General features: G+C 71.0%; 14 protein-coding genes. 5 read left to right on the top strand and 9 right to left on the bottom strand.

Translation table 11 applies throughout. The annotated features are described in order from the left end of the window. Nucleotides 1–5 precede the first annotated feature (5 nt). Nucleotides 6–785 (bottom strand): SDR family oxidoreductase, encoded by a 780-nt coding sequence (locus ABD241_RS04775; RefSeq protein WP_344058938.1) that lies wholly within the window; start codon nucleotides 783–785, stop codon nucleotides 6–8. Between the two features lie 132 nt (nucleotides 786–917). Continuing rightward, nucleotides 918–1,970, bottom strand: coding sequence for a LacI family DNA-binding transcriptional regulator (locus ABD241_RS04770; protein WP_344058936.1), 1,053 nt, complete (start codon nucleotides 1,968–1,970; stop codon nucleotides 918–920). A gap of 152 nt (nucleotides 1,971–2,122) precedes the next feature. Here ABD241_RS04770 and ABD241_RS04765 point away from each other — a divergent pair, with 152 nt between their 5' ends. The 3 genes from ABD241_RS04765 (at nucleotide 2,123) to ABD241_RS04755 (ending at nucleotide 4,949) form a co-directional block, all read left to right on the top strand. Next, nucleotides 2,123–3,304, top strand: a complete 1,182-nt coding sequence (locus ABD241_RS04765) for a phytanoyl-CoA dioxygenase family protein (RefSeq protein WP_344058934.1) — start codon at nucleotides 2,123–2,125, stop codon at nucleotides 3,302–3,304. Between the two features lie 120 nt (nucleotides 3,305–3,424). After that, the gene (locus ABD241_RS04760; RefSeq protein WP_344058932.1) at nucleotides 3,425–4,378 is read left to right on the top strand and encodes a hypothetical protein; all 954 of its coding nucleotides are present in this window, start codon (nucleotides 3,425–3,427) and stop codon (nucleotides 4,376–4,378) included. A 139-nt stretch (nucleotides 4,379–4,517) separates the two neighbouring features. After that, nucleotides 4,518–4,949 (top strand): VOC family protein, encoded by a 432-nt coding sequence (locus tag ABD241_RS04755; RefSeq protein WP_344058930.1) that lies wholly within the window; start codon nucleotides 4,518–4,520, stop codon nucleotides 4,947–4,949. Nucleotides 4,950–5,135: 186 nt separating this feature from the next. Here the strand turns inward: ABD241_RS04755 and ABD241_RS04750 are convergent, their stop codons facing one another. Both ABD241_RS04750 and ABD241_RS04745 read right to left on the bottom strand, forming a co-directional pair. Further along, on the bottom strand, nucleotides 5,136–5,309 hold the full coding sequence (locus ABD241_RS04750; RefSeq protein ID WP_142222125.1) for a CsbD family protein: 174 nt from the start codon (nucleotides 5,307–5,309) through the stop codon (nucleotides 5,136–5,138). A gap of 247 nt (nucleotides 5,310–5,556) precedes the next feature. Then, nucleotides 5,557–5,823, bottom strand: coding sequence for a BldC family transcriptional regulator (locus tag ABD241_RS04745; protein ID WP_425580688.1), 267 nt, complete (start codon nucleotides 5,821–5,823; stop codon nucleotides 5,557–5,559). 293 nt (nucleotides 5,824–6,116) lie between these two features. On the opposite strand from ABD241_RS04745, the gene ABD241_RS04740 reads away from it, so the two are divergent. Then, complete coding sequence (locus tag ABD241_RS04740) at nucleotides 6,117–6,794, top strand: RNA polymerase sigma factor (protein WP_344058926.1); 678 nt, start codon at nucleotides 6,117–6,119, stop codon at nucleotides 6,792–6,794. Next, a complete protein-coding gene (locus tag ABD241_RS04735; protein WP_344058924.1) occupies nucleotides 6,779–7,909 on the top strand; it encodes a CU044_5270 family protein in 1,131 nt (376 codons plus the stop codon). The genes ABD241_RS04740 and ABD241_RS04735 overlap by 16 nt, the downstream gene beginning before the upstream one ends. Nucleotides 7,910–8,105: 196 nt before the next feature. On the opposite strand, the gene ABD241_RS04730 is transcribed toward ABD241_RS04735, so the two are convergent. The 5 genes from ABD241_RS04730 to ABD241_RS04715 form a co-directional block, all read right to left on the bottom strand. Then, nucleotides 8,106–8,510 (bottom strand): NUDIX domain-containing protein, encoded by a 405-nt coding sequence (locus tag ABD241_RS04730; protein WP_344058922.1) that lies wholly within the window; start codon nucleotides 8,508–8,510, stop codon nucleotides 8,106–8,108. Between the two features lie 12 nt (nucleotides 8,511–8,522). Continuing rightward, nucleotides 8,523–8,723, bottom strand: a complete 201-nt coding sequence (locus tag ABD241_RS20665; protein WP_425580686.1) for a twin-arginine translocation signal domain-containing protein — start codon at nucleotides 8,721–8,723, stop codon at nucleotides 8,523–8,525. Between the two features lie 126 nt (nucleotides 8,724–8,849). Then, on the bottom strand, nucleotides 8,850–10,496 hold the full coding sequence (locus ABD241_RS04725; RefSeq protein ID WP_344058920.1) for a phosphodiester glycosidase family protein: 1,647 nt from the start codon (nucleotides 10,494–10,496) through the stop codon (nucleotides 8,850–8,852). A gap of 161 nt (nucleotides 10,497–10,657) precedes the next feature. Continuing rightward, nucleotides 10,658–12,283 (bottom strand): GntT/GntP/DsdX family permease, encoded by a 1,626-nt coding sequence (locus ABD241_RS04720; RefSeq protein ID WP_344058918.1) that lies wholly within the window; start codon nucleotides 12,281–12,283, stop codon nucleotides 10,658–10,660. Next, complete coding sequence (locus ABD241_RS04715) at nucleotides 12,283–12,822, bottom strand: gluconokinase (protein WP_344058916.1); 540 nt, start codon at nucleotides 12,820–12,822, stop codon at nucleotides 12,283–12,285. Before ABD241_RS04715 ends, ABD241_RS04720 begins: the two co-directional genes overlap by 1 nt. Between the last annotated feature and the right edge of the window lie 36 nt (nucleotides 12,823–12,858).

Below are 12,858 nucleotides of genomic sequence, written 5' to 3'. Positions count from 1 at the left end.
GCGCGTCAGCCGAGGCCGCCGATGACGTTCTGGTCCCAGTCGATGACGGACCCGGTGACCACCCCGCTGCGGTCGGAGAGCAGGAAGACCACGAAGTCGGCGATCTCGTCGACCTGCCCGAGCTTGCCCATCGGCAGCTCGGCGGCGGCCTTCTCCTGCCAGTCCGCGCCGGCGTCGTTCGTCTGCTGCTGGGTGACGTCCTCACCGTCCGTGGCGGACCACCCCATGTTGAGTCCGTTGATCCGGATGCGGTCCCACCGGTGGGCGTGAGCGGCATTCTTCGTCAAGCCCGCGAGCCCGGCCTTGGCGGCGACGTACGGTGCGAGGAACGCCTGACCCCCGTGGGAGTCGATGGAGATGACGTTGACGATGGTCCCCGGCTCTCCGCGCCGCACCATGTCGGCGATCGCTGCCTGCATGAGGAAGAAGGGGGCTCGCAGGTTCACGGCGATGTGCTGGTCGAACAGCTCTGGCGTGGTGTCGAGCATCGTCCCTCTGGCCGTCATCCCGGCGGCGTTGACGAGAGAGTCGATGCGTCCGTGCCGCTCGAGGGTGGCTGCGACCGCGGCCCGGGCCTGCGACACGTCGCAGAGGTCGGCGCGGACGAAGACGGCGTCGGTCCCGGTGGCCCGGAGCTCGGCCGCGACCGCCTCGCCGCGCGCCGTGTTGCGGCCGGTCAGGACCACGCTGGCGCCTTCACGGGCGGCCGCCCTGGCGATGCCGGCACCGAGACCCTGCGTGCCGCCACTGACCAACGCCACCTTGCCGCTGAGCAGGTCCTTCATGCCACCTCCCGGACTTCAGTGGTGTGGTTCGCCGCGTGGTCGAGTGGCTTCAGCGTGGCCAGCGACACCGTCAGGGTCAAGCGATCCGCACCCCTCAGAAACCCCTCAGTCAACGACCGACCCCGGGGCGAGTCACCTCGCCTGGATACGGGGAGGGATGTTGTACGGGGTGACGACCTCTACGTTGGCTGCGACGGAGGTGGGGGCGCCGCGGAGCAGCCGGTGCGCTCGCAGCACCTGCCGCACCCCGGCCCGCATGTCGGCGTGGAGGTCGTGGTGCAGCACCGACGTCAGGACCCCCGAGCGCAGCAGCTCCACGTTGTCCTCGTCCAGGTCGTGCGCGATGAAGGCCGTGGTGGGGCGGCCGTGCAGCGCGAAGGCTTCGGCGATGGCGCGGTTGCCGCCGCCGACGGAGTAGACAGCGCGAACCCTCGGTTGCGCTGCAAGAAGGTCGGAGACGAGAGAGCTCATCGTGGCGTCGATGCCGTCGCTGTCGGTGATCGAGTGCACACGCCGCCGGGGCGCCAGGCGCGCGAGGGCCGCTGTGAAGGCGTCGGCCCGCTCGCGCTCGCCGAAGAAGGACGACCTGCTCAGCGTCAGCAGCACATCCCCGGACCGCTCCCCGAGCACCTGCGTGAGAAGGTACGCCGCAGTGGCGCCGGCAGCTGCGTTGTCGAGCCCGACGTAGGCGACCCTCACGCTCTCGCGCACGTCGGTGACGAGTGTGACGACGGGTATCCCCCGTCCTGACAGCCGCGCGATGGCCGCGGCCACTCGGTGGTCGTCGGGCGCCTTGAGGATGACGCCGTGGCAGACGCGACCGCGACGACCGAGGCCGTCGAGCACGTCGACGGCAGCCTCCACGTCGGCGTTCTCCCGCAGGTGGAAGCGGGCCCGTACCGCGGCCGGACGAAGGGCCGGCAGCTCGTCCTCGAGCGCCGCCCTGACCGCGGAGCTGAAGCGGGCCGGTGCCTGGATCACCACATCGATCAGCAGGGTGCGCGCGGCCAGGCGAAGCTGGGTCTGCTGGCGGTCGAGGTCGAGCACAGCCTGCTCCACGGCTCGCACGGCGCGGGGGCTGGCACCGGCGCGGCCGTGCAGCACCCGGTCGATCGTCGCCTCCGAGAGCCCCGACTGCTCGGCGATGTCGCGGACCCTGTGCGACGTCGAGCGCTGCGGTGCCATGTCCGGAGCGTAGCCTCCGGCGCTGCCCGCATGAGGTTTTTCTGAGGTCTTTCGCGGCACTGTCGGCAGTGGCCACGCCCGCATTCTTGAGAGACCACGCAGCCACCCGCCCGCCGTCCACCGGCGAGCGCAGAGCGCCCGAGGAGGGCACCATGACCCACACGTCGATCAGCTCCAGCACGGACTGGATCCGTCCCGAGGACGCCCGACTGTCCGACCTGCTCGAGGTCCTCACCGCCGAGACCGAGCTCGACGACTTCCCGCATGCCAGCCGCGTCGAGCAGCAGGTGCTCGTCTACGACTGGGCCACGTTGAGACCTGATGCGGCGGACCCCACCTCCCGCCGCGACGTCCGGGCCGAGCTGGCGCGGGCGCTCTCGGAGGGACCGGGAATCGTCGTGCTTGCAGGCGCATTCGACGCACAGCCCCTCGACCGTGCGACAGCCGCCCTCGAGCGGATGGTCGTCGACCAGCGCTCGAAGGGCATCGCGGCCGGCGACCACTTCGCCAAGCCCGGTGCCAACGACCGCATCTGGAACGCCCTCGAGAAGCTGGCCGTCGCCGACCCCGCGGCCTTCGTCGGCTACTACGCCAACGACGCCCTGGCGCTCGCGGCGGAGGCCTGGCTCGGGCCCGGCTACCAGGTGACCTCCCAGCTCAACGTCGTCAACCCCGGCGGTGCGGGACAGACGGTCCACCGCGACTACCACCTCGGATTCCAGTCGGCAGAGGTCTGCGCGGCCTACCCGGCCCACGTGCACGCACTCTCGCAGGCGCTCACCCTCCAGGGGGCCGTCGCACATGTCGACATGCCGCTCGAGTCCGGACCCACCCTCTACCTGCCGCACAGCCAGAAGTACGCGCACGGTTACGTCGCCTACCAGCAGCCCGAGTTCCAGTCCTACTTCGTCGAGCACCACGTGCAGCTGCCGCTGGCGGCCGGCGACGCCGTCTTCTTCAACCCCGCGCTCTTCCACGCCGCCGGCAGCAACCACACGAGCGACGTGCGCCGCATGGCGAACCTCCTGCAGATCAGCTCGGCCTTCGGACGCGCCATGGAGACGGTCGACCGCGCCCGCGTCGTCGAGGCGATCTACCCCGCGTTGCTCGCAGCCCGCGCGGCCGGTATGCCGCCGCGTGACGTCGCCAACGTGGTGGCCGCGACCGCCGAGGGTTACGCCTTCCCGACCAACCTCGACCGCGACCAGCCCATCGACGGCATGTCACCCCCGACACAGGCCGATCTCGTCACCGATGCCCTGGCTGCCGGCGTCTCGCAGGTCGAGCTGCACGATCGCCTGGAGCGGCAACAGGCGCTGCGCGTCAGCCACTGAACGAGCTGGCCTCCAACCTCCCTGCACCGCCGGTCGTCCTCCCAGACCCCGCCGAGCGGACGCGGCTACCCTGCGGGCCATGTCGAGCAGAGAGCTGCGCGTGTGCGGACGGTCGCGATCGTGAACGGCCACGACACCCTCGCGGCCCGGGTGGCAGCGGCCTCGAGCGGAACGGCATACGCGGTCGTCGTGCCGGCGCCGGCACCCGGTGAAGGGAACTGGGTGGGAGCCCCGAGCGCGGCCCTCGACGACGACGGGAGCTTCGTCGTCGCGTACCGAGTGCGCACGGCGGCGCTCCGCGGAGCCGCCACACTGGTGGGGCGATCGCCCGATGGGATCAGCCTGACGCCGGTCGTGACCCTGGACAAGGAACGCTTCGGGGCCGAGTCGCTCGAGCGTTCGGCTCTCGTGCGCACCGAGAAGGGCCGGTGGCGTCTCTATGTCTCGTGCGCGACGCCGGGCAGCAAGCACTGGCGCATCGACGCCCTCGAGGCCGACGACCCGGCCGGGCTCGACGCCGCCGAGCCACGGACGGTGTTCGCCGGGGACGCCCACGAGGGCGTCAAGGACCCGGTCATCCGGCGAACCACACGAGGCTGGCACGCATGGGTCTGCTGCCATCCGCTCCAGGTACGTGGCGAGGAGGACCGGATGTGGACGCGGTACGCGAGGAGCGACGACGGGCTGCGCTGGCAGTGGCACGGGGTGGCGCTCCGTGGCCGCCAGGGGTCCTGGGACGCGCGTGGCGCGCGGGTGACCGCGGTGCTTCCCGACGGGTCGGCCACCTACGACGGCCGCGCCAGCAAGGCGGAGAACTTCTCCGAACGCACCGGGACCGCGGTCCCCGGAGCCACGCCGGGCTCCCTCGAGGCAAGGGCGGACGAGCCCGTCAGCACGGCCCGCTACCTCGACGCCGTTCCGCTGCCGGCGGCGAGGCCGGGCTCGACGAGCGGCTTCCGGCTCTACTACGAGGCGCCACTGCCCGATGGCAGCCACGAGCTGCGCACTCGGATGTTGATGCTCGAGGAGCTTGGCGGCGCTCCGCGTGGACGGCCGGTCGCCCCCTCGTCGTAGCGGCGGCGGCGCCTCCGTGTGAGGGCCCGGACCTGCCTGGCCGTGCACCGCCGAGCGGAAGCTCCGGTGTCCGTGGACGAGGGACCGCGCGCGGGTGGACCATGGCAGGACAGGGTCGCTGCGACGAGGGAGTATCGCGATGGCACAGGTCAGCACCTACCTCAACTTCCAGGGCCAGACCGAAGAGGCCTTCGCCTTCTACGCCAAAGCCTTCGGCACCGAGGTCGGCATGCTCACCCGCTACTCGGACATGCCCGCTGCCGGGCCCTCCGACCTCCCGGAGGCGGAGCGCCCGTTGGTCATGCACGCCCAGCTCCCGATCGCCGGAGGGCACCTGCTGATGGGCACGGACATGCTCGACTCGATGGGGCAGCACGTCCGCATCGGCAACAACACGACCCTGTGCATCGACGTCGACTCCCGGGACGAGGCCGACCACCTCTACGACGCGCTCGCCGAGGGCGGCTCCGAAGGGTCCCCGATGGCCGACATGCCGTGGGGCGCCTACTGGGGCGTCACCCTGGACCGCTACGGCATCCGCTGGATGGTGACCCACACGCCGACGAGCTGATGGTCGACCTCCCCTGCGCAGCTTTCGTGGGTGCGGGAGGCCTGCGGGCGCACCCGGCCATCGGCACGGCGCCGGGCAGTCGACAACGGCAGCAGCCGTGCCCTCGACGACTGTCGAGGGGCACGGCTGCCGGTGTGCTGGCGCGAAGCCAGGCAGGTGCTCCAGTTGCGGAGGTCGTGGAGCAGGTCAGTCCTTGAAGGCGTCCTTGACCTTCTCGCCGGCCTGCTTGAGGTTGGCGCCTGCCTGCTTCCCCTTGCCCTCGGCCTCGAGGCTGTCGTCACCGGTCGCCTTCCCGGCGGCCTCCTTGACCTTGCCCTCGGCGTTCTGCGCGGTGTTGTTGACCTTGTCCTCGGTCCCCATGGGGTCCTCCTCGACTCGGGTTCACGGGCCCGGTGGGCCCACATCGAGCAGACTGCATCGATGCCGTCTTGTCAGTACCCAGAGCGAGGCCCGCAGTCACGACCCCTGCGTGTCGAGCGCCCGGTCGAGTCTCGTCCCGCCGGGTGACCCTCGACCCGCTGACGGGCCAGGTGAGGACGTGCCACCGGTGCAGACACCGGCGACTCGGACGCGCACCCACACAGCGCGCGCCGACAGGGGTGGTCGCTCAGCACGCCGCCTGGACGCTGAGAAGCTGCTCGATCTGGGCCCGGCTGAAGCGGCGGTGACCACCGAGCGTGCGGTATGCCGTCAGGCGACCGGCCACAGCCCAGCGGGTCACCGTCTTGGGGTTCACGCAGAACAGGGCCGCGACCTCGCGCGGCGTGATCAGATCCTGGGGAACCGTCGGATCGCCGACACGTTCCCCGGCTCGGGCCACGTCGGACACTCGAGCCGAGTGCGCGTCGACGGCCTCAGCAATGACGTCATACATGGTGTCTCCCCCTGCTCACGAGCCGCGATGGTGCGGCGCCGTCCCGTGGTCTCGACCGAGACCATCTCCACGTCGGATGCTTGCACGGTGAATCGTCATCGATTGGTAATGAATGGGTAAATTGCGGCAATCTTGCGCAAAGACCTGCGGGGGCCTGCGAGACGCAGCGACGCCACCTCCCGCAGGTCGACGAGCCCCGCAGGTTCTCAGGTGTAACGCTGTGCCGGTGGCGGACATGTGGTGCACGTAGGCCCATGTCGGGCCGCTTGAGCCATGTGACAGGGAGAGCACCCATGGGCGAGAACACGCACGGCGAGGTGCCACGACGGGACGTCGACATCGATCGCCGAGCCGCGTTCGAGGCGTTGTTCGCCGGCACGCACCTGGCGTTGCTTGCGTATGCGGTCCGCCGCGTTGCGGAGCCATCGGATGCCGCGGACGTGGTCGCCGACGCATTCCTGGTGGCGTGGCGTCGGATCGACGAGGCTCCTACGGGCGCCGACGCACGCCCCTGGATGTTCGGCGTCGCCCGCGGCTGTCTGTCGAACTACTACCGGGGACAACGCCGCCGCTCGGCGTTGGCAGACCGGCTGCGGCAGGCGCTGACCGAGACTCCCCCGCTGGAAGACGCCAGCACCCAAGCCATCGCGATCCGGCAGGCCCTGGCCCGCCTCAGCAGCAGTGACCGCGAGCTGGTGCAGCTCGAGGCGTGGGAGTCGCTGAGCCGCGCCGAGATCGCGGTGGCGCTGGGCTGCTCGCAAGCCACGGTACGCGTGCGTCTGCACCGCGCACGGGCGCGCCTTCGTCAAGCGCTGTCCGAGCCCGAACCAGACGCCGGGACGCCCTCGAACGGGCGCCCCTCCGCAGCCTCGAGACCAGCCCTTCAGCTCGTCCCCGCTTCCGGAACGACGCGAAGGCTCGGCTCCCGCCCGACCACCACGACCGAGGAGGACTCATGCGTTCAGAACTGACCACCAAGGTCGCCGCCGCCGACCCCGCCACCCACCTGCAGATGCCGCTGTCCGACCGCGAGTGGCAGGAGATGGCGCAAGCCATCATGAGCTCGGGAACAGCTCCCGCAGCAGCTGGCGATGCCGGGGCCCTCGTCGCTGACCGCCTGACCATCACCGGACCGAGCGCTCGAGCGATTCCGCGGCGGGTGCGCCGGAGCGTGGCAGTGCTCGCCGCGGCGTGCGCCCTGATCGCCGCGCCCGTGGGTCTCAGCCTGACTGGCCGCCCGGCCGGGGCATCGGTGGCCGCCGCCGGCGTCCTGGACACGGCCGCGATCCACGCGACCGACCCGCCGGCGTCCGGAGACCAGTACTGGAAGATCACCACGACCGGCGGACATACAGCGACACGCCACGAGACCCGCAACGCCTCTGACCTCTCGTCCACCTGGTGGGTCCTGGACCGCACCATCGCGTACGTCGCCGTCGACGGCGCCCGGCCGACGTACACCGAGTGGGCACCTGGCATCAGTCAGCGGCAGCTGACCGGCGGACCCGGCTGGTCCCCCGTTCCGGGTGGAACGAGCATCGAGACCACGAACCTGGCACCGAACGAGCTGCCCGGCGGGTGGCAGACCCCCAACCCGGCCTTCCTCGCGGCGCTGCCACGCGACGTCGACCACCTTCGAGACCGGCTGTACGCCGACGCCCAGGGACACGGCTCGTCCGTGGACGGTGAGGTCGTCGTCTATGTGGCGGACGTCCTGCGCAGCGGGCTCGTCCCCGCCGACCTGCGCGCGGCCCTCTTCCAGGTGCTCAAGACCGTCCCCGGTGTCGACGTCACCAGCAGGGCCGTCACGCTGCAAGGCCAGCTCGGGGTGGGCATCGCCCGCACCGAACCGGTCAACGGAACACGCCAGGAGATCATGGTCGATCCCAGCACCGGACTGCTCATCGGCGAACGAACCGTGGCCGTCGAGGGGACCTCGGGGGTTCCGGCCGGCACGGTCGTCACCGAGACCCGCGTGCGCACCACGCTCGTGAACGAGATCCCCGCCGCGACCAAGGACGCCGCCCACCACGCGATCTGCACCGCGGGCGCCGACAGCGTGATCACATGCTCCAAGGCGCCCTGACGGTGTGGGCTCTCCCCGTCCCGCAGACCACAGGGGCGACCTGACCAAGCCGCCATCGCGGGTTCCCCACGCCGTCGAGCCGACCGTTCCCAGCGCCCCGCTCCAGTACCTCGACCGAGACGCCGCGGCCGTACGAGAAGCATTGCGCGAGCGTGCGGACCGAGCCCCCGAGCAGTCGTGCCGACGCCCCCGATCCTCAGTCGCGGTGACTGCGCATCACATCCACCAGGGCCGCGCGCAGGTGTGGATGGCCAGGGGGAGGAAACTCCTCGACGGTGAACCATCCGATGTCGTCGTGTTCCTCGGGGGCGAGGTTCGCCGGCGTTCCGTGCCAGGCCCGCACCAGCCAAGCGCTGAGCAGTGCTGGTTCGTCGCGAGGTCCTGCGGTCACCCGGCACAGATGAGACGCCGATCCCGTCACGATCTGCACGCCGAGCTCCTCGTCCAGCTCCCGCGTCAGCGCGTCCAGCTCGGACTCGCCGGCCTCGACAAGCCCGCCTGGCAGGTCCCACACGCTCGGGTACGCACGCTTGTCGGCCCTGCGATGCGCGAGCAGGACACGGCCGTCACGGACCAGCGCACCGACAACGACCGCCTGCATTCGCTCATGAGATCACGGACATCTGACAAGGCCTCGGACCAGCAGGGCACTGGTTGTTGCACGCTCGCGTCGGCTCGCGGCGTGGGCTGCGCTGCGGCGCCGCTCTGCCTTGCGTGGCCCGGCGTGGTGGCGTGGGCTGCCGCTGATGGCGATGCCGAGACCGGTGGCGGCGGCCCCACCGAGGAAGTTGCGGCGGTTGACTGACGAAGACATGGTGAGTTGCCCTTCGAAAGGTTGATTGGTCGGAACTCCTATCCGATGTCGGATCGTCGCCGGTTTCACCCACCCCCAGATGGCGGCACGGTGAACGCTGTGCTGCCACACGCCTCGCTTGCAGGACTACCCGATGACGATGGCATCGCCCACGGGTCGCTCGCCGGAGGCGTCCGAAGGATGGGTGACCAGCCGGCCGTCGAGGCTCATGGCCGTGGAGCCACCTCCGTCGAGGTTCATCGCCTCCCGCATCCCGAGCGCCCGCGCGACCTGCGCTTCCTCCGGGATCGACAATCCGAGCTCGTCGGGCTGGCGGCCGTCGACCGTGACGAGCAGGGTTCGGCCGGCCGCGTCCTCACCGGCGAAGGTGCGCGGGTTGCGCTGCAGCACCCATCCGTAGGCGAAGGACGGGTCGGTGGGGTGCACCATGCCGTCCGTGCCCTGGGTGATGTACTCGGCGCCGCCGCGAAGCAGCTGCGGTCCCCCGTTGACGACGGTCGTCCGCGGCCGGACCAGGTTGCCGCCGCCGGGTTCGATCAGGCGCAGGTCGAGCCGCGCGACCTGCCCGGGACGCAGGCCCGCCAGCTGCGAGGTGAGGCTCCCGGTGGCCTGCACCGAGCGCTGCCCCGGTTGGAGCGTCGTGCCTCTCTGTGCGTCGACCCGGACCACCCGGTCGTGGCGGTCGAGCACGACCTCGACGCCGGGACCGGCCGGGGTCGAGGGTCCGTAGGCGGTGGTGAACGCAACCAGCTCGTCGGGGTCCGTGCAGGTGGTGTCGTGAAGAGGGTGGTCGGTCGGCTGGTCGCCGGCATCCCCGCCGCAGTTGCGGATCAGGCCCGGCACCCGGTTGATGCCGTCCAGGTGGAGACTCGAGGCTCCGTGGAGCAGGCTCCCGCTCCACACCGGGCGGGCGATGTGGGTGTGCAGGGCTCGTTCGTCGAGGACCAGGGACGGGCGGCCGGCGACGGTCTCGGACTCGAGGATGCCGCCGTAGACGCCGACGCCGGCCGGGTCCCCCGGAGCCCCCGCCTTGGGGTCCAGGACGAAGAAGCCACCGTTGACGGCAGCTTTGGCGTGGGCGTACGCGCCGAGCGCCGTTGTGGTCTCCCGGTCCACCAGGTCGGGTCCGAAGGTCGCACCCAACCGCCCGCGGAACTGGCGCGGGTCGATGGTCAGCACGTTGATGCTCCATTGACCCTTGGCCATGCTGGCCCCGTCCCACCCGGCGTACCAGGTGCGGGCCGAGAAGCCTGCTGCCTCGAGCCGGGTGACGTATGCCGTCGCGTCGGCCTGCGTCGAGAACGTGGCGGTCGCACGAACCCGGTAGCCGATGGTGCCGGCCGGGACGTCGGCGACCGCGGGCTGGCGTACCGGTTGGCTCTGTGCGTCGAAACCCGCAGCCGCCAGGCGGCGGACCAGGTCGTCGGCGCTGCCCTGGTCCTGCACCGATCGTGGCGGCGCGTCCGGGTCCGGGCTCGTGCTGCCGGAGGGGATGCTGAGCTCGACGACCCACGGTGTGCTGGGGTCGTAGGCGCCGCGCACGATGTGGGTCATCGTGACGCCCGGCTCGACGGCCGTCGTCGTCCGGGTCTGGGGGAGGTCGGCGGGCCCCAGCGGCAGCGGCGCCGACCCGGCATACCCGGTGTGACCCGTCGGCAGCGGGGCAGCCTGGGTGGACGCGGCCGTCGTGCAGCTCACGGCGACCACGAGGGCCATGCCCAGTGCGGCCTTGGGCATCGGGAGGGATCGGTGTTCGGTTCGCGCCAGTGACATGCAGACCACTCTGGCCCAGTCGGGCCCCGCGGAACCCGCGAGGAGGTGAACGATCTGTGAACCTGACGGTATGGGCGGCCGCGCGGCAGGTCAGCGGCTGCCGGCAGCCGCTGACCTGCCCCCCGCGCCCCGGCGGGAACTCGACGGGGAGCCGACCAGCATCACGCGATGATGACGCTGGCCAGCATCACCAGCGCGAAGCCGAACACCGAGATGACGGTCTCCATGACCGACCACGACTTGATGGTCTCCCCCACGGTCAGGCCGAAGTACTCCTTCACCAGCCAGAAGCCCGCGTCGTTGACGTGCGAGAAGAAGAGCGAGCCGCAGCCGACCGCCAGCACGAGCAGCGCGAGGTGGTTCGCCGACAGGGTCGGGGCCAGCGGCGCCACGATGCCGGCCGCGGTGATCGTGGCGACCGTGGCCGACCCGGTGCCGAGTCGGATGAGCACGGCCACGAGCCACCCGAGAAGCAGCACCGAGATGTTGACGCCGGTGGCCCAGTCCTTGATGACGTTGCCGACACCGGCGTCGATGAGGGTCTGCTTGAACCCACCGCCCGCGGCGACGATGAGGATGATGCTCGCGACCGCCGGCAGCGCCGACCCGACCGACTCGCTCACCTGCCGCTTGTCCAGCCCCGACCCCAGTCCCAGCGCGATGTAGCAGTAGAGCACGGCGATGAGCAGCGCGACGATCGGGGTGCCGATGAAGTCCATCAGCGTGCGGACCCCGGCCTTCTCGTCCGTGACGGTCAGCTTGGTGATCGCGTCGACGAGCATGAGCACGACCGGCAGGGTGATGCCGATGATGGCGGTGGCAAAGCTGACCCGCTTGCGTCCAGGTGCCAACGGCTCGTCGAACGAGCCCGGCCCCTTGTTGGCTCCGGCGTCCTCACCGGCTGTTGCGGTGGCGCGCGTCCCCGGAGCGTCGGCGTCCGTCAACGTGTCGGTCCCCCCGCCCGACAGGCCCCTGGTGGTCTGGTCGCCACCACCCTGCGCCCGGGCACCGACGACCGCCGAGGCCCGGGGCTGCCCGGCCGCGCCGCCGGCCGACGAGCCCAGGAACACCAGGTCGTCCGCGGACTTGGGCACCCACCGGTCGACGTAACGCGCGAGCAGCGGTCCGGCCACCACGACGGTGGGGATCGCGATGATGATGCCGAAGATCAGCGTGCGCCCGAGGTCGGCGTTGAGCAGGCCGATCGCGGTGAGCGGACCGGGGTGCGGCGGCACCAACCCGTGCAGCACCGAGAGACCGGCCAATGCAGGAATGCCGACCTTCATGAGCGACAGGCCCGTTCGCTGGGCCACCAGGACGACCACCGGCACGAGCAGCACCACGCCGACCTCGAAGAACAGCGGCAGCCCGAGGATCGCGGCGATGGCCGCCATCACCCACGGCAACCGACCGGGGCCGACGCGACCCACCATGGTCCCGACGATGCGGTTGGCTCCGCCGGAGTCCTCGAGCAGCTTGCCGATCATCGCCCCGAGCGCGATGAGGATCCCGACCGCGCCGGCGGTCGAGCCGAACCCCGCGACGAAGCTCTTGACGGTGTCGCCCGCCGGCATCGTCGCCACCGCCCCCAGGACGGCAGAGCCGAGCATCAGTGACAGGAAGGGATGGACCTTCGCCCACGTGATGAGCACGACGACGGCGAGGATGCCGAGGACGCATGCCGCCACGAGCTGGGCGTTGCCGGCATACACCGGGGCTGCGGCGGCGGTCGGCAGACCGCCGGGGACGGCCGCCGACACGGCGGCGGGAACTTCGATGAGAGACATCAGGCGTGCTCCTTCCGGTGTCCGAGGGCGGCGAGCGCACGGTCGAGGACCTGGGCGGCGCTCCCCTCGTTGGTGATGGTCACGCCGGGCTCGTCGGCGGCAAGGGGCTCGAGCGTGGCCAGCTGGCTGGGCAGCAGTGACGGTGGCATGTAGTGACCCGGGCGGTGCTCCATCCGGTCGCGGATCACATCGGACCCGGCCGTCACGTGCAGGAAACGGACGTGCGGCCTACCGGCACGCAAGAGGTCCCGGTAGGCCCGGCGCAGCGCCGAGCAGGTGACGACCGCGGACTCGCCACGGCGCTCCTTGTCCGAGATCCACGCACCGATGGCCTCGAGCCACGGCCAACGGTCCGCGTCCGTGAGCGGGATACCGCTGCGCATCTTGGCGACATTGGCCTCGGAGTGGAAGGCGTCGCCCTCGGCGAACTCCCACCCGAGCACCGTCGACAGCCCTTTCGCGAGGGTCGTCTTGCCGCTGCCGGAGACTCCCATGACGACCACCACGTCCGGGTCTGGACCGCTTTCGCTGTCCGTCATCCTCCGAAGGTAACGCGCGCGCCCCGCGCAGAAGGA

It is taken from the genome of Terrabacter lapilli (assembly GCF_039531305.1).
GTDB classification, from domain to species: Bacteria; Actinomycetota; Actinomycetes; order Actinomycetales; family Dermatophilaceae; genus Terrabacter; species Terrabacter lapilli.
This window is presented reverse-complemented; position numbering and strand designations above follow the sequence as displayed.

Bases quoted from the DNA above. Each gene is read 5' to 3' on its own strand.
- ABD241_RS04745 (WP_425580688.1), bottom strand. From the start codon at position 5,823: ATGTATGACGTCATTGCTGAGGCCGTCGACGCGCACTCGGCTCGAGTG.
- ABD241_RS04770 (WP_344058936.1), bottom strand. From the start codon at position 1,970: ATGGCACCGCAGCGCTCGACGTCGCACAGGGTCCGCGACATCGCCGAG.
- ABD241_RS04725 (WP_344058920.1), bottom strand. From the start codon at position 10,496: ATGTCACTGGCGCGAACCGAACACCGATCCCTCCCGATGCCCAAGGCC.
- ABD241_RS04715 (WP_344058916.1), bottom strand. From the start codon at position 12,822: ATGACGGACAGCGAAAGCGGTCCAGACCCGGACGTGGTGGTCGTCATG.
- ABD241_RS04720 (WP_344058918.1), bottom strand. From the start codon at position 12,283: ATGTCTCTCATCGAAGTTCCCGCCGCCGTGTCGGCGGCCGTCCCCGGC.
- ABD241_RS04750 (WP_142222125.1), bottom strand. From the start codon at position 5,309: ATGGGGACCGAGGACAAGGTCAACAACACCGCGCAGAACGCCGAGGGC.
- ABD241_RS04755 (WP_344058930.1), top strand. From the start codon at position 4,518: ATGGCACAGGTCAGCACCTACCTCAACTTCCAGGGCCAGACCGAAGAG.
- ABD241_RS04740 (WP_344058926.1), top strand. From the start codon at position 6,117: ATGGGCGAGAACACGCACGGCGAGGTGCCACGACGGGACGTCGACATC.
- ABD241_RS20665 (WP_425580686.1), bottom strand. From the start codon at position 8,723: ATGTCTTCGTCAGTCAACCGCCGCAACTTCCTCGGTGGGGCCGCCGCC.
- ABD241_RS04730 (WP_344058922.1), bottom strand. From the start codon at position 8,510: ATGCAGGCGGTCGTTGTCGGTGCGCTGGTCCGTGACGGCCGTGTCCTG.
- ABD241_RS04735 (WP_344058924.1), top strand. From the start codon at position 6,779: ATGCGTTCAGAACTGACCACCAAGGTCGCCGCCGCCGACCCCGCCACC.
- ABD241_RS04765 (WP_344058934.1), top strand. From the start codon at position 2,123: ATGACCCACACGTCGATCAGCTCCAGCACGGACTGGATCCGTCCCGAG.
- ABD241_RS04775 (WP_344058938.1), bottom strand. From the start codon at position 785: ATGAAGGACCTGCTCAGCGGCAAGGTGGCGTTGGTCAGTGGCGGCACG.